Annotated in this window: 13 protein-coding genes; 2 read left to right on the top strand and 11 right to left on the bottom strand. The window is 74.6% G+C overall.

Going from position 1 to position 18,713, the window contains the following annotated elements:
- Nucleotides 1-143 precede the first annotated feature (143 nt).
- Nucleotides 144-1,739, top strand: a complete 1,596-nt coding sequence (locus ACH45N_RS03070) for an oxygenase MpaB family protein (protein WP_397391031.1) — start codon at nucleotides 144-146, stop codon at nucleotides 1,737-1,739.
- Here the strand turns inward: ACH45N_RS03070 and ACH45N_RS03065 are convergent.
- The 9 genes from ACH45N_RS03065 to nirB form a co-directional block, all read right to left on the bottom strand.
- Complete coding sequence (locus ACH45N_RS03065) at nucleotides 1,637-2,662, bottom strand: hypothetical protein (protein ID WP_397391029.1); 1,026 nt, start codon at nucleotides 2,660-2,662, stop codon at nucleotides 1,637-1,639. The two genes, ACH45N_RS03070 and ACH45N_RS03065, sit on opposite strands and share 103 nt — an antisense overlap.
- Nucleotides 2,659-3,210: a sigma-70 family RNA polymerase sigma factor gene (locus ACH45N_RS03060; RefSeq protein ID WP_397391027.1), complete on the bottom strand. Its 552-nt coding sequence runs from the start codon at nucleotides 3,208-3,210 to the stop codon at nucleotides 2,659-2,661. Before ACH45N_RS03060 ends, ACH45N_RS03065 begins: the two co-directional genes overlap by 4 nt.
- A gap of 186 nt (nucleotides 3,211-3,396) precedes the next feature.
- Nucleotides 3,397-5,124, bottom strand: coding sequence for a hypothetical protein (locus ACH45N_RS03055; RefSeq protein ID WP_397391025.1), 1,728 nt, complete (start codon nucleotides 5,122-5,124; stop codon nucleotides 3,397-3,399).
- A complete protein-coding gene (locus ACH45N_RS03050) occupies nucleotides 5,121-5,696 on the bottom strand; it encodes a sigma-70 family RNA polymerase sigma factor (protein ID WP_397391023.1) in 576 nt (191 codons plus the stop codon). The genes ACH45N_RS03055 and ACH45N_RS03050 overlap by 4 nt, the downstream gene beginning before the upstream one ends.
- A 75-nt stretch (nucleotides 5,697-5,771) precedes the next feature.
- Entirely contained in the window at nucleotides 5,772-7,517 is a 1,746-nt protein-coding gene (locus ACH45N_RS03045) for an RNA polymerase sigma factor (protein ID WP_397391021.1), read from the bottom strand.
- Nucleotides 7,518-7,900: 383 nt separating this feature from the next.
- On the bottom strand, nucleotides 7,901-8,992 hold the full coding sequence (locus tag ACH45N_RS03040) for a uroporphyrinogen-III synthase (RefSeq protein WP_397393783.1): 1,092 nt from the start codon (nucleotides 8,990-8,992) through the stop codon (nucleotides 7,901-7,903).
- A gap of 52 nt (nucleotides 8,993-9,044) precedes the next feature.
- Complete coding sequence (gene cobA / locus ACH45N_RS03035) at nucleotides 9,045-9,878, bottom strand: uroporphyrinogen-III C-methyltransferase (RefSeq protein WP_397391019.1); 834 nt, start codon at nucleotides 9,876-9,878, stop codon at nucleotides 9,045-9,047.
- On the bottom strand, nucleotides 9,875-10,315 hold the full coding sequence (gene nirD, locus ACH45N_RS03030) for a nitrite reductase small subunit NirD (RefSeq protein ID WP_397391017.1): 441 nt from the start codon (nucleotides 10,313-10,315) through the stop codon (nucleotides 9,875-9,877). The genes cobA and nirD overlap by 4 nt, the downstream gene beginning before the upstream one ends.
- A complete protein-coding gene (gene nirB / locus ACH45N_RS03025) occupies nucleotides 10,312-12,918 on the bottom strand; it encodes a nitrite reductase large subunit NirB (RefSeq protein ID WP_397391015.1) in 2,607 nt (868 codons plus the stop codon). Before nirB ends, nirD begins: the two co-directional genes overlap by 4 nt.
- A 202-nt stretch (nucleotides 12,919-13,120) precedes the next feature.
- Between nirB and ACH45N_RS03020 the strand changes: the two genes are divergently transcribed.
- Nucleotides 13,121-13,828: a class I SAM-dependent methyltransferase gene (locus tag ACH45N_RS03020; RefSeq protein ID WP_397391013.1), complete on the top strand. Its 708-nt coding sequence runs from the start codon at nucleotides 13,121-13,123 to the stop codon at nucleotides 13,826-13,828.
- Between the two features lie 498 nt (nucleotides 13,829-14,326).
- Here ACH45N_RS03020 and ACH45N_RS03015 read toward each other — a convergent pair whose 3' ends face one another.
- Together ACH45N_RS03015 and ACH45N_RS03010 are read right to left on the bottom strand one after the other, a co-directional pair.
- A complete protein-coding gene (locus ACH45N_RS03015) occupies nucleotides 14,327-16,276 on the bottom strand; it encodes an FAD-dependent oxidoreductase (protein WP_397391011.1) in 1,950 nt (649 codons plus the stop codon).
- Nucleotides 16,273-18,711: a molybdopterin oxidoreductase family protein gene (locus ACH45N_RS03010; RefSeq protein WP_397391009.1), complete on the bottom strand. Its 2,439-nt coding sequence runs from the start codon at nucleotides 18,709-18,711 to the stop codon at nucleotides 16,273-16,275. Before ACH45N_RS03010 ends, ACH45N_RS03015 begins: the two co-directional genes overlap by 4 nt.
- Nucleotides 18,712-18,713: the final 2 nt, after the last annotated feature.

Genomic DNA, 18,713 nt, shown 5'->3' with positions numbered 1-18,713 from the left:
CTGCCGTCCTGACCGTGTCGACGAACCAGGTCGCCAGGAGGTTGTGGCGCGTACGGGCCCATTCTGCGGTCGGGTCCTGGTCCGCTGGGGCCTGTTCCACCGGGGCCTGGTCCCCCCGGGGCCGTCCGGGTCAGGATGAGGACATGGGCGAACCGGTGGACAACCCTGTGGACGACGTCGAGCCAGGCTCGGCGGCGTACCCGCGCCGGTTCCGCGCCGCCGAGGCGCGCGGGGCCCGGATCGGCCGCCCGCTGCGCGTGCTCGGCCGGGTGCGCGGCGTCGACGAGGCCCTGCTCGCCCGGATCGGCCGCGCGTTCTCCGAGGAGGACGACGCCGGGGCTGCGCTCGCCGCCGCCCTGCGGCTCCCCGCCGGCGACCCCGAACGGGTCACGCACGCGCAGCTGCGGGCGGCGCTCGCGGGGCCCGACGCTGCGCCTGCGCCTACTCCTGCGCCCGCACCCGCGCCCGCGCCCGCACCTGCGCCCGCGCCTCGACCTGGTGCCGTCGAGTTCGGCATCTTGCCCGACGGCGCAGATGAGATCGGTCGGTTGCGTCGAGATCGGTCCGACGACCGACCGGTCTCGACGCAACCGACCGATCTCGTGTCCGAGGGGCAGGAAGGGGCCGGCAATCAGGGGCGGCCCAGGGCGCTCCGGCGGTTCCTCGCCGACGTCACCGCCGTGCCCGGGTGGGTCGACTGGGACCTCGTCGAGCAGGGGGCCGCGGTGCAGCGGCGGCTCGGGCAGAACGCGGGCGACGTGCTGCTCCAGCTCTCGCTGGTGGGCGGGTACCGGTTCGGCGGGCCGACCGACCTGCTCGTCGCGACCGGCGCCCTGACCGGCGGGACGCTGGGTCGGCTCGCCGAGACGCAGGAGTGGACGGTCGGGCTGTCCGAGCCGGGCGCGCTGCGGCCGTTCGCCCCCGCCTGGCGCGCGACCCTGCACGTCCGGGTCATGCACGCCCTGGTCGGCGCGTCGTTCGCGGACCGGCCCGGCGCGAAGGGTTCGAGGGCGGCGGACCCGAGGGCGGCGGACCCGAGGGCGGCGGATCCGAGGGCGGCGGATCCGGGCACGCCCCGCTGGGACACCGCCCGCTGGGGCCTGCCGATCAACCAGGCCGACCAGGCGGCGACGCTCGGGCTGTTCGACGGCACGCTGATCCTGGGCTGCCGGGCGCTGGGGGTGCCCGTCCCGCCGTCGGACAGCCGGGCCCTGATGCACCTGTGGAAGTGGGTGGGGCACCTGATGGGCGTGCACTCGGACTTCCTGGTCGACGACGAGTGGGCGCGACACCGCCTCAACCACCACGTGCTGCTGGCCCAGGCCGGGGTGTCGGACGCCGGGCCGCGGCTCGCCCGGGCCGTCGTCGCCGCGCAGGCCGAACGGACCTACCGCGGGCCGGCAGGGTGGCAGCCGGCCCGGGCGTGGTTCGAGCGGGAGCGCCTGCTGTCGATGCTCACGACGTTCCTCGGGGTGCGCAGCATGCGGGAGCTCGGCCTGCCGCTGCGCCCGCCGTGGGCGCACGCCTACCTGCTGCCGCTGAACACGTGGCGGTACCGCGTGCTCGGCCGGCTGCCCGGCGGCCCCGAGCGCCTGGAACGCTGGGGCCGCCGGCGCAGCGCCGCGATCGTCGCGAGCTACCGGTCGCGGCCCGACCCGTCCTCGAGCGTGACGCGCTCCGGCTCGGAGACGGCGAGCCAGACGACGTCGTCCGCACCGAAGACCGGCATCACGGCGTAGACGTCATACGTGCCGCCTTCGCGCAGGTGGGTGTACACCACCGGGAAGTCGTCCTCCGACCCCTCGATCTCGGCCGCGCACGCGTTGGTGGGCTCCGTCAGCGCCTCAAGGTCCCACGGGCCCTCCGGAGCGCCCTCCTCAGGTGCGTAGTAGCTCAGGTTGGAGGCGTTGTTGACCGGGAGGTCGACCACCACACCGTCCTGCACCCAGACCAGCATCGGGTCCAGGTAGCCGCTGAGCGCGGCGGCGTCACCGGTGAGCCGGGTACCCGCCCGCCAGCCGTCCGCGTCCTGCCGCGCGGCCAGGGCGCTCGTCGTCTCGAGGTCGAAGCCCCCGTCCGGTGCACCCAGCAGATCCTCGACGGCCATGCCGCAGTGGGCGTCGAGCCCCTCGATCTGGAAGCTGTCGCGCCAGCCCTGCGGCACGTACCCGTCGACGTAGGTCGCGGTGATCGGGTCCGTCTCGTTCGTCGCGACCGAGGACGCGCTCGGGTCGGCGCTCGGTTCGACGGCCGCGGCGCCCGAGGGCACCGGGTCCGGGCTGCCCGACGGTGACGGCGACGGGCTCGCCGACGCCGTCGGGCTCGGCGAGCGGCGCGTCGTGGGGATCTCCGACGGCGCCGGGCCCGTCTCCGTGGCCTCGATCGTGGGACGTCCGGGCAGCGGCTCGGACCGCGTGAAGGTCGAGGCCTGCGCCGCGCTGAACGCGAGCGCGCCCACGACGGCGGCCGTGCCCAGCCCCATCGCACCGGCCTTGGCGATCCGCCACGTGCGCACCCTGCGCCGCAGCAGCCCGAGGTTCTCCTCCGGCGCGCTGGGCACGTCCGAGGGTGTGGCGCCCGAGACGAGCGCGTCGATGGTCTGCCGCAGCACGTCGCGGCCGATGCCGAGGTCGTCGGCGCCGTGGTCGTCGTGCCCGCTCATCGAAGCTCTCCCTCCGGCACCAGGATCCCGCGCAGCGCGCTGATCCCGTCGGCCAGGTGTCTCTTGATGGTGCCCTCGGCGATGCCGAGCGTCGCGGCGATCTGGGGCACGGTGAGGTCGTCGTAGAAGCGCAGCACGACGCAGGCGCGCTGGCGCGGGCTCAGGCCGCGCAGCGCGGCGGTCACGTCGGCGCGGGCGGTGATGTCGGACGCCGGGGCGCGCACCCGGTCCTCGACGGCCACCTTGGGCTGTGCCTTGCGCCACAGCGTGAACCGCCGGGCCTCGTCGAGGTAGAGGTTGAGCATCGTCCGGCGTACGTACGCCTCGATGCCCGCGTGGTGCCCGCCCTCGTTCAGCGGGAACTCCGTGAAGCCCTCCGCACCCGCGGCCTCCGGGCGGCGGAACCGCCGGAAGACGCGCACCAGCGCGTCCTGGACCAGGTCCTCCGCGCGACGCACGTCGCCGGTCAGCGCGTACCCGTAACCCACCAGGGCGCGCCCTCTGTTCGTGACCAGGTCGGTGAGCTCGTCGTCCCAGCGTGCGCTCATGGCAGGGCCTGCCCTGACCCGGTCACGTCGTCTGCCCCATCACGTTCTCGTCCCCTCGCCTGCGGTTCCTGCGCCCCGCTCTTACCCACATACGAGCGAGGCGCAGGAACCGTTGGGACGCGGGCCGAACTTTTCCGGCCGGGTCCATTATCGGGTCGGCCCGGTCCGGGCCCGACGACGGCGGGGTCAGTCGGAGGCGGAGTAGTACCGCCAGGTGCCGTCCTCGCCGATGCCGACCACCATGCCGGTATAGGTCCCGTCGGCCTGCTGGGCGTCGGCCTGCTCCTGCGTGAGCAGACCCGCGTCCACCACCTCCTGCCAAGCCTCGGCCGAGTCGCGGAACTCCTCGGTGGCGACCTGCGGCCAGACGACGGTGGGGACGCCACCGCTCTGCCCGGAGGGCACGCCCATGGTGCTGGTCAGCAGCCGGACCAGGGTCTCGTAGTGCCGGCTGTCGGTGTCGGGCAGGGCGAAGGTCTGCTCCGCCGTCTCGGTGAACATGAGTTCCGTTCCGTCCTGGTTCGCCAGGCCCATGAGCTGGTCGGAGTCGCAGGCCAGCGCCGCGTCCACGATGGCCTCCGCCTTCGCACCGGCCCCCTCGCTCGGCGAGTTCGCCGGGTCGTAGGCCAGGTCGAGGCCGTCCGCCGAGCAGGCCCGGGCGGCCTCGCCGTCGCTCCCGCCGCTGCCGCCGGCGTTCGGGGCGAGGGTCGCCCAGAACCGCGCGACGCCGTCGGGCACACTCGCCAGCCGAAGGTCGACGACCTCGCCGCCGCCGCCCACCACGGAGGGCGACACGAACCGCTCGCCGTCGCAGGGAACGTCGAAGGACGCGAACGACTCGTCGGTGGACGGCTGCACCACCTCGATCGACACCGTGTCCGCGGGGTCGCCGCTCTCGCACTCGGCGGTGACGACAGGCGTGCCGATCGTGCTGTACCCGAAATGCGTCTCCCGGGCGGAGACCCAGTCCGTGCTGCGGTCCAGGACCATGCGGCTGAGCTCACCCTCGACGCGCTCCGGGGGCTCGATCGTCGCATCGCCGCCACGCTCACCTGTGGGGCTGTGCGCGCCGTCGGCGTCGAGGCGCACCGGGACCGGCTCGCTCACCGCCGTCGCGAACACCCCCGAGGCGGTCTGCGGGAAGGCGACCACCCGCACCTCGTAGTCGCCCTCCGGCAGCGGCGTGTCGAAGGTGTCGGCGGTCTCGGTCCCGACGGGCGCGCAGGTGGTGAACGCACCCCCCTGGGCCTCGGTCGCGTCCCCGGCGGAACCCACCAGGGGCTCGCGGAGACCCGGCGCCCCGAAGACGTTCGTCCCGAGGTCCACCACGACCCCGTCCTGGCTCCAGACCAGGACCGGCAAGACGTCGAGCGACCCGTCGGCCCCTGCGACGGTGGCCGCCATGCCCCAGGTGGTCGAGGGCTCGCCCTCCAGGTCCGAGGTCACGGAGTAGATGTCGCCGATCGCCTCGGCGGACCAGCCCGCCGCCGTTGTCTCCAGGTCCGTCACCGGCATGCCGCAGGCCAGGTCGCTCCAGTCCAGCCACGAGGGCACGTACCCGTCCTGGATCACGCTCGTCGCGGGCGGTCCCGACGGGGACGGCTCGCCGGTCGGGTCCGCCGACCGGTTCGGGGCCACGATCTCGGTGGGCGACCCCGGCAGCACCGGGTCGGCGCTGTCCCACAGCGGCGTCTGCGTGACGCCGAAGGCGAGCACGCCCGCCACCACCAGGCTGGCGCCGGCGAGGCTGCCGACCTTCGCGGCACGACGGCGCCGCACGCGGTCGCGCACCACCGAGAACGAGACGTGCAAGTCGTTCGCCTCCCCTCCGGGCATCGCGTCGGCGGCGCCATGGAGTGCGCCGCTCAGGAAGTCGTTCCGGTCGGAACGGTCGTTCAGGTCGTCGAGGCTCATCGGGCGGCCCTCCCTTCGGCAGGTCGGAAGTCGTCGGGGCGCAGGATCTCCTGCAGGTTCTTGGTCGCGTCGGACAAGTACCGCTTCACCGTGCCCTGAGCGGTGCCCAGGGCGTCCGCGATCTGCGGCACCGTCATGTCCTCGAAGTAGCGCAGCACCACGCAGGCGCGCTCCCGGGCGCCGAGCTTCGCGAGCGCCGTCATGACGTCGACCCGCGCCGACGCCGCCTGGTCGGCGCCGCGGGTGCTGGGGTCGTCCGCCATCAGGTGCTTGATCCCGGACCAGCGTTGCCGCTTGCGGTAGCCGTCCAGGTAGATGGTCAGGACCGCCCGCCGCACGTAGCCCTCCACGTTGGTGAACGGTGAGTCGAGGTCGTGCGCCGAGCTGCCCGCCACCACGCCCACCCCGCCGCCCCGGCCGGGGCGGCGGAGCCGCGAGTAGACCTTGACCAGTGCGTCCTGGACCAGGTCCTCGGCGAGCGCGCGGTCGCCGGAGAGCATGTAGGCATAGCGGACCAGCGCGCTGCCGCGCGTCCTCATGAGCTCATCGAGCTCGTTCTCCCATACCGCCATGGCCACCTCCCCGGTGCGTGTGTGCTGTCATCGTCTCCACACACCCCATGACGCGCACCGGGGAGGTTTCGTTGGTCACTCGCCGATGTAGTAGTCGGCGAAAGCCTCCGTGGCCAGGTACTGCGGTTCGCCGTCCGACCCCGGGTCGATCTCGGTGAAGGCGTAGAGGGTGTAGCCGCCGTCCGGCAGCCCGGCGTCGGGATCGGTGAGGCAGGTGAGGTCCGGTTCCACGGGGACGACGACGGAGGTGTCGCCCCCGGCGTCGACCAGGAGGTCCTCCGCCGGCTCCGACCAGACGTCCCGGCCCACCCCGACCACGCGTCCCGCGCTGAGCCAGACCAGGGTGACCGGCGTCCGGGTGGTGTCGACGGCCTTGCCCGCGGTCTCCTCGAACGTGGCCGTCACCTCGGTGGGGGTGAGGGACGCATCGCTGGTGTCGGCCGAGAGCTTCAGGTTCCCGCGCTCATCGGGCACGTGCGTGCCCTGCGGGATGTCCGACGCGTGGGCGCCGCAGGCCAGGCGCGTGCCCTCCAGCCACGCGGGCTGGTAGCCGTCGCGGATGTCGACGGTCAGCGGCTCCTCGGCCGGTACGTCGACCTCGGGCACCTCCAGCGTGACGGGCTCGCTGACGGCCATCTCGCCCCCGTTGCCGTCGCTCCACGGCATGACCGCGTAGACGTCGTAGGTGCCGGCCGGACGCGGCTCCAGGAAGGTCTCGGAGATCATGCCGACCGTCCAGTCGCCGCACGCCGTGGCGGCGGCGGCCTCGGCGACGTCGTCCTGGGACTTTCCGGCGGCGGGCAGCTTGTAACCGGCCTCGTGCCAGCCCGCCCCCAGGTCGACCACCTGGCCGTTCTGCGCGAAGACCAGCATCGGGTAGCCGCCGTCCAGCGCCGGGCCCTCGGCGTCCGCACGGGTGATGCGGACCGGGGCGGTGAGCCCGTACTCGTCCACCGTCAGGTCGCCGGTCAGCTCCAGCTCCACGGTGTCGGAGGTCGACGTCAGCTCCGTGACCTCCATGCCGCAGCGGTACTGGGGGCCCTGGTCGGTCCACTGCATCGGCGCCCAGCCGCCCACGGCCGCGTTCGACACCTCCGGGCTCTGCGTGGCCGGGACCACCGGCTCGGACAGGAGCCGCGCCGGCCCCCACAGCGCCGCCATCGCCAGCAGGCCCGCGACCACGAGCGTGGCACCGCCCAGCGCGCCCACCTTCACCGCACGACGGCGGCGCACCAGACCCGAGACCACGTCCAGCCGCTCGTCCAGCGCCGTGTCCATCTCCGGCACCGTGATCTCCGCGAGCGAGCCGCGCAGCACCTCCATCGCGTTGGAGAGGTGCCGCTTGATCGTGCCCTGGCTCGTGCCGAGGGTCTGCGCGATCTGCGGCACCGTCATGTCCTCGAAGAACCGCAGCACCACCGACTCGCGCTGCCGCGGCGAGAGCTGGGCCAGCGCCACCCCGACGTCGACCCGCGCCGTCGCGACGCGCTCCGCCGCGGGCGCGCGGTCCTCCTCGGCCAGCAGGTGCTTGATGCCCGTCCAGCTCGTCTGCCGCCGGTAGCCGTCCAGGTAGATGGTCAGCATCGCCCGGCGCACATACGCCTCCGCGTTCGTCAGCCGGGGCTGGTCCAGGTCCACGACCTGCCCGCCGTCCTCCGCCGTGCCGCGTGGGCGGCGCAGGCGCGAGAACACCTTGACCAGCGCGTCCTGCACCAGGTCCTCGGCCTGCGTCCGGTCCCGGCACAGCGTGTACCCGTACCCGACCAGCGCGCGGCCCCGCCGCGCCATGAGCTCCTCGAGCTCGCTCTCCCACTGCGCCATCTGTGACGCCCCCTCTCGCTTTCATCCTCCCTGACGGGCGGGGACGCCAGAACGATGATGGCGACGCGCGGGCAGTTTGCGGAACCCGCAGCACGGACGACCTGCAGCACGGACGCCTCGGGCGGGGTGCGAGGGGAGCCGAGCTCTACCTCACCGACCCCGCGGAGCGGGCCGACACGGCGCAGTGGGACACGGAGCTCGCGTTCTGGCCGACTGATCCCGGCGTGCCGCCCCTCCCCTTTGAGGCCCGGCTTTCTTCGCTTTGCGGCGGCGCAAAGCGAAGAAAGCCGGGCCTCAAAGGGGATCAGCGTGGGACCCACGAGAGGGCGTCCGCGGTACAGGGGCCCCCGCCGCGGGACGGCGCCCGGGCCGCCTCGGGACCGTCACGCCAGCTCGATGCGGTAGCCCCGCTTGACCACGGTGCGGATCAGGTCCCGGCGGCCGGCCGCCTCGCGCAGCCGCGCGATCGCCACCTCGGCGGCGTGCGTGTCCTGCGAGTCGCCCGGCAGCGCGGCGAGCACCTCCTCGCGCGGCACGACGTCGCCCTCTGCCGCCGCGAGCAGGCGCAGCACCGCGACACCGGTCGGGGACAGCGGCAGCACCCTGCCGTCCAGCACCGCGACGCGCGCCCGGATCACCAGCGACCCGGCGACCGTGCTCAGCGCCACGGACTCGATGTGCTCGTAGTGCCCCACCAGCGCGCGCACGAGCGCGCCGAGCCGCCCCCGCTCGGGCTGCAGCGGCACGATCCCGCGGTGCTCCAGCGGCTTGGCCGTCACGGGCCCGACGGCGGCGGCGACGGTGCCGCCGTCGGCGAACCGCGCGCGGACCCGGTCGACCAGCCCCTCGGCCTCGACGGCCTGGAGCCACGCCTCGGCGCCGGGCGCGGACGTGAAGACCACGGCGTCGACCTCGCCGTCGGCCACGGCGTGCGCGGAGTCGCGGACCGCCGTCGGGTCCGGCGCGGGGCCCCAGCGGTAGACGACGAGGCTCGCGACCTGCGCACCGGCCTTCTCGAACACCTCGTCCAGCCCGTCGGCACCGGCGCCGTGGTGCTGGATCGCGATGCGCAGCCCCTGCACGCCCTCGCTGAGCAGCACCTCCGCCACCTCGGCGGACGTCTCGGACTCGGCCACCCAGTCGGCCTGCAGCCCGGCGGCCTGGATCGCGCCGCGGGCCTTGGGGCCGCGCGCGACGAGCCGGGTCCCGGTGAGCATGCCGAGGAGCGGCTCGGCGAGCCCGTGGGCGTCGGCGGCCTCGATCCAGGCGCGGAACCCGATCCCGGTCGTCACCACCAGCACGTCGGGCGGCGCGGCGACGATGGCCCGGGTCGCGGCGATCAGCGTCTGGTCGTCGACGTGCGGGATCATGCTGAGCGCGGGCGCGTGCCGGATCGTGGCACCGCGGCGCTCCAGGGCGGCGGCGAGCTCTGAGGCCCGGCGCTCCGCCGTGACGAGCACGGTCGCACCGGCCATGACCTGGCCCAGCGTCGGGTGGGCAGCCTGGGCGCGGGCGGGCGCTGCGACGTCAGACACCGGCACCTGCCAGACGTCGCTCACTCGTACCCTCCAGAAGCCCGGCCGCGGCCACGTGGCCGATGACGACGACCGCGGGCGACCGCACACCACGAGCCGCCGCCACGTCCGCCGCCTGGTCGAGACGGGCCCGCGTGACACGCTGCTGCGGCGTGGAACCGTTCTCCACCATCGCCACGGGAGTTCCGGGATCGGCGCCTGCGGCCAGGCACTGCGCCACGATCGCGCCGAGGGACCGCACCCCCATCAGCACGACAAGCGTAGCCGTGCCGAACCGCACGCAGGAGAGCGCGGCCTCGTCGAGCGGCCCGGACGTGTCAGACCTGTGGGTCACCCGAGGGACCTGCACGTCTGACACCTCGTCGGCGGCGGGGACCGAGGCGCAGTGGCCCGAGACCACGTGGAAGCCCGTGGTGACCCCGCGGTGGGTGAGCGGGATGCCGGCCAGCCCCGGCACAGCGACGGCGGACGTGATGCCGGGGACCACCTCGACCGGCACGCCGGCCGCGACGCACGCGAGCACCTCCTCGCCGCCCCGGCCGAGCACGAACGGGTCGCCGCCCTTGAGCCGGACGACGTGGGCGCCGGCCAGCGCGTGCTCCACGATGAGCTCGTTGATGCGTTCCTGCGGCACGGGGTGCCGGCCGGGCTCCTTGCCGACGTCGACCACACGGACGTGCGGCGGGAGCTCGGCGAGGATCTCGACGGGGCCGAGCCGGTCGGCCACCACGACGTCGGCCGCCTGTAGCGCCCGCCAGGCCCGCACGGTCAGCAGGTCGACGGCGCCCGGCCCGCCCCCGACGAGCGTCACCCGCCCCGTCGTCACGGGAGACCCACGTAGATCACGTCCTCGCGGACCTCGACCGGGTAGGTCACGAGGTCTGCCGGGAGGTCGTCCTTGGGCTGCTTGTCCGCCAGGACCAGGCACGTGCCCGTGGCCAGGGAGAACACCTGCTTGTAGACCGGCGCCGCCACCGTGGGCTCGCCGCCCCGCGTGCCGACGATCCCGCGCGACATGACGTGCGCCGCCGAGAACGGGTCGAGGTTCTGCACGGCGTACACCTGCCCGGCGTGGACGCCGTAGGCGGCGTCGTCCGACAGGCGGAAGAGGGCGACCTGGACGTCTCCGAAGAGCGCGGCCGCGCCGCGCTCGGGGAACAGGTCGGCGAGCAGGCAGGCACGCTCCCACCGCACCTCGCCCGGCTGGTCAGACCCCCAGGTCACTCCGGTGACCTGTGCGTCCGACACGTCGTTGACGGTCATGCTCGTACCTCCAGCTCGGGGCCCGCGATGACGACGCCGGACGCGCGCTCGGCCGACGTCGCCGGACGGCGCTGGCCGCGCTCGGTCACGTAGGCCAGCGACGGGTCGGCGGCCTTCGGGGCGTTGACGAAGGAGGAGAACCGGCGCAGCTTCTCCGGGTCCTCCAGCACGGCCTTCCACTCGTCCTCGTAGTTCTCGACGTGGCGGGCCATGGCGGCGTCCAGGTCGGCGCAGATGCCGAGCGAGTCCTCCATGATCACCTCGCGCACGCCCTCCAGGCCGCCGTCGACCTCCTCGATCCACGGCGCCGTGCGCTGCAGCCGGTCGGCCGTGCGCACGTAGTACATGAGGAAGCGGTCGATGGTGCGCAGGAGCTCCTCGGAGGTCAGGTCCTCCGCGAGCAGCTTCGCGTGCCGCGGCGTCTGCCCGCCGTTGCCGCCCACGTAGATGTTCCAGCCCTTGTCCGTGGCGATGACGCCCACGTCCTTGCCGCGCGCCTCCGCGCACTCGCGGGCGCAGCCCGAGACGCCCATCTTGAGCTTGTGCGGCGAGCGCAGGCCGCGGTAGCGCAGCTCCAGCTCGACGGCCATGCCCACGGAGTCCTGCACGCCGTAGCGGCACCACGTGGAGCCGACGCATGACTTCACGGTGCGCAGCGACTTGCCGTACGCGTGCCCGGACTCGAAGCCGGCGTCGACCAGGCGGCGCCAGATGTCCGGGAGCTGCTCCACGCGGGCGCCGAACATGTCGATGCGCTGGCCGCCCGTGATCTTCGTGTAGAGCCCGAAGTCCTTGGCCACCTGGCCGACGACGATCAGCCCCTCGGGCGTGACCTCGCCGCCGGGCATCCGGGGCACCACCGAGTAGGTGCCGTCCTTCTGCAGGTTGGCGAGCATGTGGTCGTTGGTGTCCTGGAGCGTGGACTGCTCGCCCGCGAGGATGTGCCCGTTGCCGAGGCTGGCCAGGATCGAGGCGACGACGGGCTTGCAGATGTCGCAGCCGCGGTTGCCGACCGCCGGCGAAGCGACCCCGAACCGGGCCACGATGTCGCTGAACGAGTGCAGGTCGGCGACCCGGACGGCGTCGAAGAGCTGGGCCCGGGACAGCTCGAAGTGCTCGCACAGGGCCGTGCTGACCTCGATGCCGGCGCGCTCCAGCTCGGTGTCCACGAGCTTCTTGACCAGCGGCAGGCAGGCGCCGCAGGTCGTGCCGGCCCGGGTGCAGGCCTTCACGCCCGGCACGTCGGTGCACCGGTGCTCGGTGACGGCGCCGCGGATGGTGCCCGCCGAGACGCTGTTGCAGGAGCAGACGTTGGCGTCGTCCGGCAGCTCCAGGCCCGGGGCGGACCCGCCGCCCTCCGGGAGCAGGAACGCGCTGGGGTCGTCGCCCGGCAGCTCCGCGCCGAGCATGGGGCGCAGGCTCGCGTACGGTGCGGCGTCGCCCACGAAGACGCCGCCCAGGAGGGTGCGGGCGTCGTCGGACAGGACGAGCTTCTTGTAGACGCCGGCCACGGGGTCGGCCCAGACCACCTCGACGGCGTCCTCGGTGCGGGCGTGCGCGTCGCCGAACGAGGCGACGTCGACGCCGGAGAGCTTGAGCTTGGTCGCGGTGTCGGCGCCGGGGAACTCGGCCAGGCCGCCGAGCAGCCGGTCCACGACCACCTCGGCCATCGTGTTGCCGGGCGCCACCAGACCCAGGCAGCGGCCCTCGATGCAGGCGACCTCGCCGACGGCCCAGACGTGCGGGTCCTCGGTGCGGCAGGTCAGGTCGACGACGACGCCGCCGCGCTCGCCGACCGGCAGCCCGGCCGCCCGGCCGAGCTCGTCGCGGGGACGCACACCCGTGGCGACCACGACGACGTCGACGTCGAGCCGCCCGCCGTCCGCGAAGTCGAGCCGGCCCACGTGGCCGGTGCGCCGGTGCGGCTTCATCTGGCTGGTCGCGGTCTCGGCGCGGACGCCGATGCCCTTGCCGTTGATCAGGCGCTTCAGCGCGTGACCGCCGCCCAGGTCGACCTGCACGCCCATGAGGTGCGTGCCGAACTCGATCACGGTGGCCTGCGCGTCCAGCGCGGTCAGGGCCCCGGCGGCCTCCAGGCCGAGCAGGCCGCCGCCGATGACGGCACCGCGCACCGGCTTGCCCTCCGGGTAGCTGCGCCGCTTCTCCTCGACCCAGCCGCGCAGGGCCGCGACGTCGTCGATGGTGCGGTAGACGAAGACGCCGGGGAGGTCGTTCCCGGGGATCGGCGGCATCGCGGCGCTGGAGCCCGTGGCGAGCACCAGCTCGTCGTAGGGGTGCACCTTGCCGAGGCGGTCCGTGACGGTCTTCGCCGCGCGGTCGATCGACTCGATCTTCCGGTCGGTGTGCAGGGTGACGAGCGGGTCCGCCCACAGGGCCGGGTCGCCCAGGGCGATGCCCTCGGGGCCCTCGTCGAACCAGCGGGTCAGGCCCACACGGTCGTAGGGCGCGCGGGGCTCTTCCGCGAAGACGGTGACGTGGTAGCGACCGGCGTCGTCCCGGGCGCGCAGCGCCTCGACGAGCCGCTGCGCGACCATGCCACCGCCGATCACCACGAGGTGCTGAGGATTGCCGGAATTGACCATGTCTTGACCGTAGGTCGCGGGTTTTTCGCGCCGGTGCGCCCTCGGTTACCCGAGCCGAACATCTTCCTCACAGGGCGCGGCGCGTCCTCGTGAGCGCGGCGCTGGCGACGGTGTCCCGGTCCGGTGAGCGCGGGCCTGGTGGCGGAATCCCGCGCCCAGAAAGCAACCAGGTCCGCGCTCGTCACCGCTACCGTGATGGCGCATGGACATCCGGACCGTGGGCAACCCGATCGTGCGGGCCGGCGGCCGCTGGCTGCACCGGGTCAACCAGCGACACCCGTGGAGCCACAACGACCGCTTCCACGGGTGGATCCTGCGGCGGCTCCCGGGGCGGCAGCGTGGCGCCGGGCGGCTCCCAGGCCGGCGACGGCGGGCGCTCGACGTCGGCTGTGGCACGGGGCTGCTGCTGAGCCGGCTGCGCGGGCGGTTCGACGAGGTGCTCGGCGTGGACGCCGACGCCGCCATGGCCTCGGTCGCCGCCGAGCGGTTCGCGCGCGATCCCTCGGTGACCGTGCGCCACGCCCGGTTCGAGGAGGTCGACGGCACGTTCGACGCCGTCACGATGGTCGCGGTGCTGCACCATCTCCCGCTGGAGGCGGCGCTCCGGCGCGCGGCCGGGCTGCTCGCCCCCGGCGGGCGGCTGCTGGTGGTCGGCCTGGCACGGGCCGACTCGCTGACCGACCTCGCCTGGGACGTCCCGTCGTCCCTCCTCAACCCGCTGGTGGGCCTGGTAAAGCATCCACAGCCGGTCCGGAACCCTGTGGACGACGGCGGACCCCCGATGCCGGTGCGCGATCCCGCCGAGACGTTCGCGGAGATCTCCCGGACCGCCCGGGCGGTGCTGCCAGGCGCACGGGTCCGCCGTCGGCTGTTCTTCCGGTACACGCTGGAGTGGACCCGCCCGCGGTGAGGTCGCACGACGAGGGACGAGGCGGCGCGGCACGGCACGGCACGGGGTGAGCCATGTCCGGGAGGACACCAGACACGCCGAGCGGGAACCCAGACCGTAGTGTCCGGTTCGTGCAGGTTCACCGGCGCAGCGCGTGCATCAGAACCAAGGGTGGTCGCGTGGGCTAGATTTCGGCCAGCCTGCCCCCGGCCGATTCACCTCAGCCGGACTCTCCACCTGAGCCACATTCCGCGGGTCCCCGCCGAGCGGTGTACGGCCCGCCCGGCCGCCTCCGCAACGGTGCTGTCCGCCCCGCGGACACCTCGCACAGCGGACACCGCGCCAGCAGGTCACAGCGGGCACCCGCCGCCCGCTGAACGGAAGGTGCGCTTCTACCCCCTCATTCGGCCCGGAATCACCTCGATTCCGGGCGCAATGACGGGGTAGAAGCGCACCTTCCGCACCCGCCCCATCTGTCGTACCCGCACCCACCGCACCGCTGCACCACCCCGCCGCTCGTCACGCCGGTTCCGGGACCGCCTCCTCCGACGCGCGGAGCCAGTCGACCAGGCCGCAGACGGCGTCCTTGCACGAGCCGCAGCCCGTCGTCGCGCGCGTCTCGCGCACCACGTCCTCGACCGAGTGCGCACCCGGCGGGCACGCGCCCGCGATGTCGCCCTTGGTCACGCCGTTGCAGCGGCACACCACGGCGTCCTCGGGCATGTGCTCGGGGGACGACGCCGGGGCCGCCGCCGCCATCACCGGCGTGAGCAGCAGGAACGCGGGGTCCAGCGGCGCGGGGGTGCGGCGGGTGTAGGCGGCGGTGAGGTCGGCGGCGACGCGCGGGTCGCCCACGCACGTGGCGCCCACGAGGATGCCGTCGGAGACCACCACCTCGATGAACCGGCCCGCCCTCGGGTCGGCGAGACGGATCGCCCGCTGTGTCGGGTCGTCCGGACGCAACGGGCCGCAGACGCCCATCGTGGTGACGCTGAGCGGACCGGCCTTGACCTTCACGACGTCGGTCCCGCGCGTGTCGATCCCCCGGTCCGTCTGGGCGCGGCTCGTCGTCGCGCCGCTGGTCAGCAGGGCTCCGAGACGCACCGCCATGCTGGGCTGGGCGCCGTCGCGCGGCAGGCGGAGGTGCGCCGCCGGGCGGGCCCCAGCGGGACCGCCCGGCGCACCGCTCGGCGCACCGCCCAGCGCCCCACCCGCGACACCCGCCGTCGCGGCGACCCGCGCGGCCACCGATCCCGCGACGGCCGACGCGACCGGCTCGACCAGTTCGACCGGCTCGACCGGCTCGACCGGCTCCACCAGCGAGACCAGCTGCTCCGCCAGGCGCCGGGCCTGGTCCCAGCCCTCCGCGACGAGCCCCCGCGAACCGCTCGGGGGCTGCGCGCAGTCGCCGATCGCGTGCACGCGCGGGTCGTCCGGGCTGGCGAGGTCGTACCCGACGACGACGCCGCGGTCCGTCGTCAGCCCCGCCGCCGCGGCGAGGCCTGTCTCAGGGATGGTGCCGACGGAGAACACGATCAGGCGCGCCGCGACCACCTCGTCGCGCGGCGCCGCGCCCGCCGCCGAAGCGCCCGCCGCCGAAGCGCCCGCCACCGAACCGCCCACCAAGCCGCCCACCAAGCCGCCCGCCGAACCGCCCGCCGAACCGCCCACCGAACCGCCCACCGAACCGCCCACCGAGCCGCCCGCCGATGCAGCGACCCGCGCCGAGCCCGGCACCCCGCCCGCACCCGCCGACGTCCCGCCCGCGCTGTCCCGGACCCGGATGCCGACGGCGCGACCGCCCGCCACGAGCACCTCGCTGGAGATGCTGTTCGGCCGCACGGTCACGCCCTGGCCCTCCAGGCCGGCCCGCACGACGTCGGCGGCCTCCGGCACGAGCTGGCGCTCCATGATCGCTTGGACGTTGTGGACAAGCGTCACGTTCAGGCCGCGGCCGGCGAGCCCGACGGCGGCCTCCAGGCCCAGCACCCCGCCGCCCACCACCACGGCTCGCGGCGAGTTGACGGTCGCGGCCACGATCTCGCGGGCGTCGTCGAGGTTGCGCAGCGCGTGCACCCCGGCGGGCAGGCCGCCGTCGGGCGTCCGCAGGCCCGGGATCGGCGGGATGCGGGCCGCCGCGCCGGTCGCCAGCACCACGTGATCGTAGGGGTGCACGGTGCCGTCGTCGGCGTGCACCACGCGCGACTCCCGGTCGATCGACGTCGCGGTGACCCCCCGGCGCACGCTGACACGGGCGCCGTCGGGCAGGGGCATCGTGATGGCCGCGACGTCGGTGCGGCCGGCCACCACGTCGCTCAGCAGCACGCGGTTGTACGGCTCGTACGGCTCGCTGCCGAGCACCGTGATGTCGAAGGCCTCGGGCTCGCGGCGCAGCAGCTCGTCGACGAGCCGCGAGCCGACCATCCCGAAACCCACCACGACGACCTTCACAGGGACACGCAGGTTCATGTCGAGAGCTCCTTCTGCAGGGTGCCTGGCCGGTCGAGCGTGCCGACCGCCGGAGCGTCCACCACCGCGGCGTCCACCACCGAGACGTCCACCGCGCAGACCTTGAACTCCGGCATCCCGGAGATCGGGTCGGTGGCGTCCGTCGTCACCTGGTTGACCGACCCGACGCCGCTCCAGTGGAACGGCATGAAGACGGTGTCGGGACGCACGGCGTCGGTCCAGCGCGCCGTCGCCTCGACCCGGCCCCGGGCGCTGGTGAGGCGCACGCGGGCGCCGTCGGGCACGCCGATGCGGAAGCCCAGCACCGGGTGCAGCTCCACGTACGGCTCGGCCACGAGGCGCTCCAGCTCCGCGACGCGGTGGGTCTGCGCGCCCGACTGGTAGTGCTGCAGCACGCGGCCCGTGACCAGGTAGACCGGGGCGTCGGGGCGTACCTCGTCGCTCGGGCCCGCGTGGTCGACGGCGACCATGCGCGCCCGCCCGTCGGGCGTCCCGAACCGGTCGAGGAACAGCCGCGGCGTCCCGGGGTGCCCCGCCCGCGCCGGGACCGGCCAGAACAGGCCCGGGCCGCCGGCCGCCTCGTCGGCGTCGAGCCGCGCGTGGGACAGCCCGGAGTAGTCGGCGGGGCCGCCCGCGGAGGCGCGGGCGAGCTCGTCGAACACCGCGGCGGGGTCGGTCGGGAACGACAGGGTCTCGGGTGCGCCGAGCCGGCGCGCCAGCTCCGCGAGGATCCACAGCTCGGAGCGCGCCTCGCCCGGCGCCCGCACGGCGGCCCGACGCCGGATGACGCGCCCCTCGAGCGACGTCATGGTGCCCTCCTCCTCGGCCCACTGGGTCACGGGGAGCACCACGTCGGCCAGCAGCGCCGTCTCGCTCGGGACGAAGTCGCAGACCACGAGGAGGTCGAGGCTGCGCAGCCGGTCGATCACGCTGCCCGCGTTCGGGGCGCTGACCACGAGGTTGGACCCGTGCACCAGCAGCGCCCGGGGGCGGTCGGGGGCCGTCGCGCCGTCAGGCCCCGTTGCGCCCAGCGACCTCAGGAGCTGCACCGCCGGCAGGCCGGGGCCCGGCAGCGACGCCGGGTCCACGCCCCAGACGGCGGCGACGTGCTCGCGCGCGGCCGGGTCGTCGATCTTGCGGTAGCCCGGGAGCTGGTCGGCCTTCTGGCCGTGCTCGCGGCCGCCCTGGCCGTTGCCCTGCCCCGTGATCGCGCCGTAGCCCGAGCCGACGCGCCCCGGCAGGCCGAGCGCCAGCGCCAGGTTGATCGCCGCGGTCACCGTGGCGGTGCCCTGCGTCGACTGCTCGACGCCGCGTCCCGTCAGCACGTATGCGCCCGCGCCGCCGTGCACGGGGGCGGCGGCGGCCAGCAGGCGGGCGACGCGGCGCAGCTCGTCGGCCGGGACGCCCGAGACCGTCTCGACCCGCTCGGGCCACCAGCCGGCGACCGAGCGGGCGACGTCGTCGAACCCCGTGGTGCGCTCCGCCAGGTACGCCCGGTCGGCGAGCCCCTCGGCGAGCACCACGTGCAGCAGCCCGAGCAGCACCGCGAGGTCCGTGCCGGGCACGGGGGCGAGGTGCACGCCCTGGGCGGCGGCGGTGCCCGCGCCGTCCGAATGCCCGCCCGACGCCGGACCCTCCGTGAGCCGGGCCGTCGCCGACCGCCGCGGGTCCACGACGACGAGCCCGCCCGCCGCCCGCGCTCCGGCGAGATGCTGGACGGCGGGCGGCATGGTCTCGGCGACGTTCGAGCCGAGGAGGAGCACGGCCTGGGCGCCGCCGAGGTCGGACAGCGGGAAGGGCAGGCCGCGGTCGACGCCGAACGACCGGTTCATCCCGGCCGCCGCGGACGCCATGCAGAAGCGCCCGTTGTAGTCGATGTTCGGCGTGCGCAGCACGGTGCGCGCGAACTTGCCGAGCAGGTACGCCTTCTCGTTGGTCAGCCCGCCGCCGCCGAACACGGCCACGGTCTGCGGGCCGTGCTCGGCGGCCAGCGCGGCGAGCCGGGACGCCACGAGGTCGAGGGCCACGTCCCAGGAGACGGGAACCAGCGGACTGACTCGCCGGCCCTCGCCGGCCGAGTCAGCCGACTGGTCCGACCAACCGACTGACTCGGCACGCCGTTCCGCCGAGTCAGTCAGGTGGTCCGTGCCCGTCAGCAGGGACCGGCGCACCAGTGGCGTGGTGATCCGGTCGGCGGCGCCGAGCACCGCCGCCGACGTCCACCCCTTCTGGCACAGCCCGCCCCGGTTGGTCGGGAAGTCGCGCGGCTGCACCTCGGGCACGACGGCGACCGGCACACCCGGCGCACTCGGCACACCCGGCGCACTCGGCACGCCGGCGTCCGGCATCGCCGCGCGCGGCGTCAGCGACATCCCGCACTGCAGCGCGCAGTAGGGGCAGTGCGACTCGACGGCGGTCCCGGGGGCGGCGAGCATGC

The organism is Promicromonospora sp. NPDC019610 (assembly GCF_044389365.1).
Taxonomy (GTDB): Bacteria; Actinomycetota; Actinomycetes; order Actinomycetales; family Cellulomonadaceae; genus Promicromonospora.
This window is presented reverse-complemented; position numbering and strand designations above follow the sequence as displayed.

Coding starts and splice junctions, on each gene's coding strand:
- ACH45N_RS03015 (WP_397391011.1), bottom strand. CDS start 16,276: ATGAACCTGCGTGTCCCTGTGAAGGTCGTCGTGGTGGGTTTCGGGATG.
- ACH45N_RS03065 (WP_397391029.1), bottom strand. CDS start 2,662: ATGAGCGGGCACGACGACCACGGCGCCGACGACCTCGGCATCGGCCGC.
- ACH45N_RS03040 (WP_397393783.1), bottom strand. CDS start 8,992: ATGGCCGGTGCGACCGTGCTCGTCACGGCGGAGCGCCGGGCCTCAGAG.
- ACH45N_RS03070 (WP_397391031.1), top strand. CDS start 144: ATGGGCGAACCGGTGGACAACCCTGTGGACGACGTCGAGCCAGGCTCG.
- ACH45N_RS03055 (WP_397391025.1), bottom strand. CDS start 5,124: ATGAGCCTCGACGACCTGAACGACCGTTCCGACCGGAACGACTTCCTG.
- ACH45N_RS03020 (WP_397391013.1), top strand. CDS start 13,121: ATGGACATCCGGACCGTGGGCAACCCGATCGTGCGGGCCGGCGGCCGC.
- ACH45N_RS03045 (WP_397391021.1), bottom strand. CDS start 7,517: ATGGCGCAGTGGGAGAGCGAGCTCGAGGAGCTCATGGCGCGGCGGGGC.
- ACH45N_RS03060 (WP_397391027.1), bottom strand. CDS start 3,210: ATGAGCGCACGCTGGGACGACGAGCTCACCGACCTGGTCACGAACAGA.
- ACH45N_RS03010 (WP_397391009.1), bottom strand. CDS start 18,711: ATGCTCGCCGCCCCCGGGACCGCCGTCGAGTCGCACTGCCCCTACTGC.
- ACH45N_RS03050 (WP_397391023.1), bottom strand. CDS start 5,696: ATGGCGGTATGGGAGAACGAGCTCGATGAGCTCATGAGGACGCGCGGC.
- nirB (WP_397391015.1), bottom strand. CDS start 12,918: ATGGTCAATTCCGGCAATCCTCAGCACCTCGTGGTGATCGGCGGTGGC.
- nirD (WP_397391017.1), bottom strand. CDS start 10,315: ATGACCGTCAACGACGTGTCGGACGCACAGGTCACCGGAGTGACCTGG.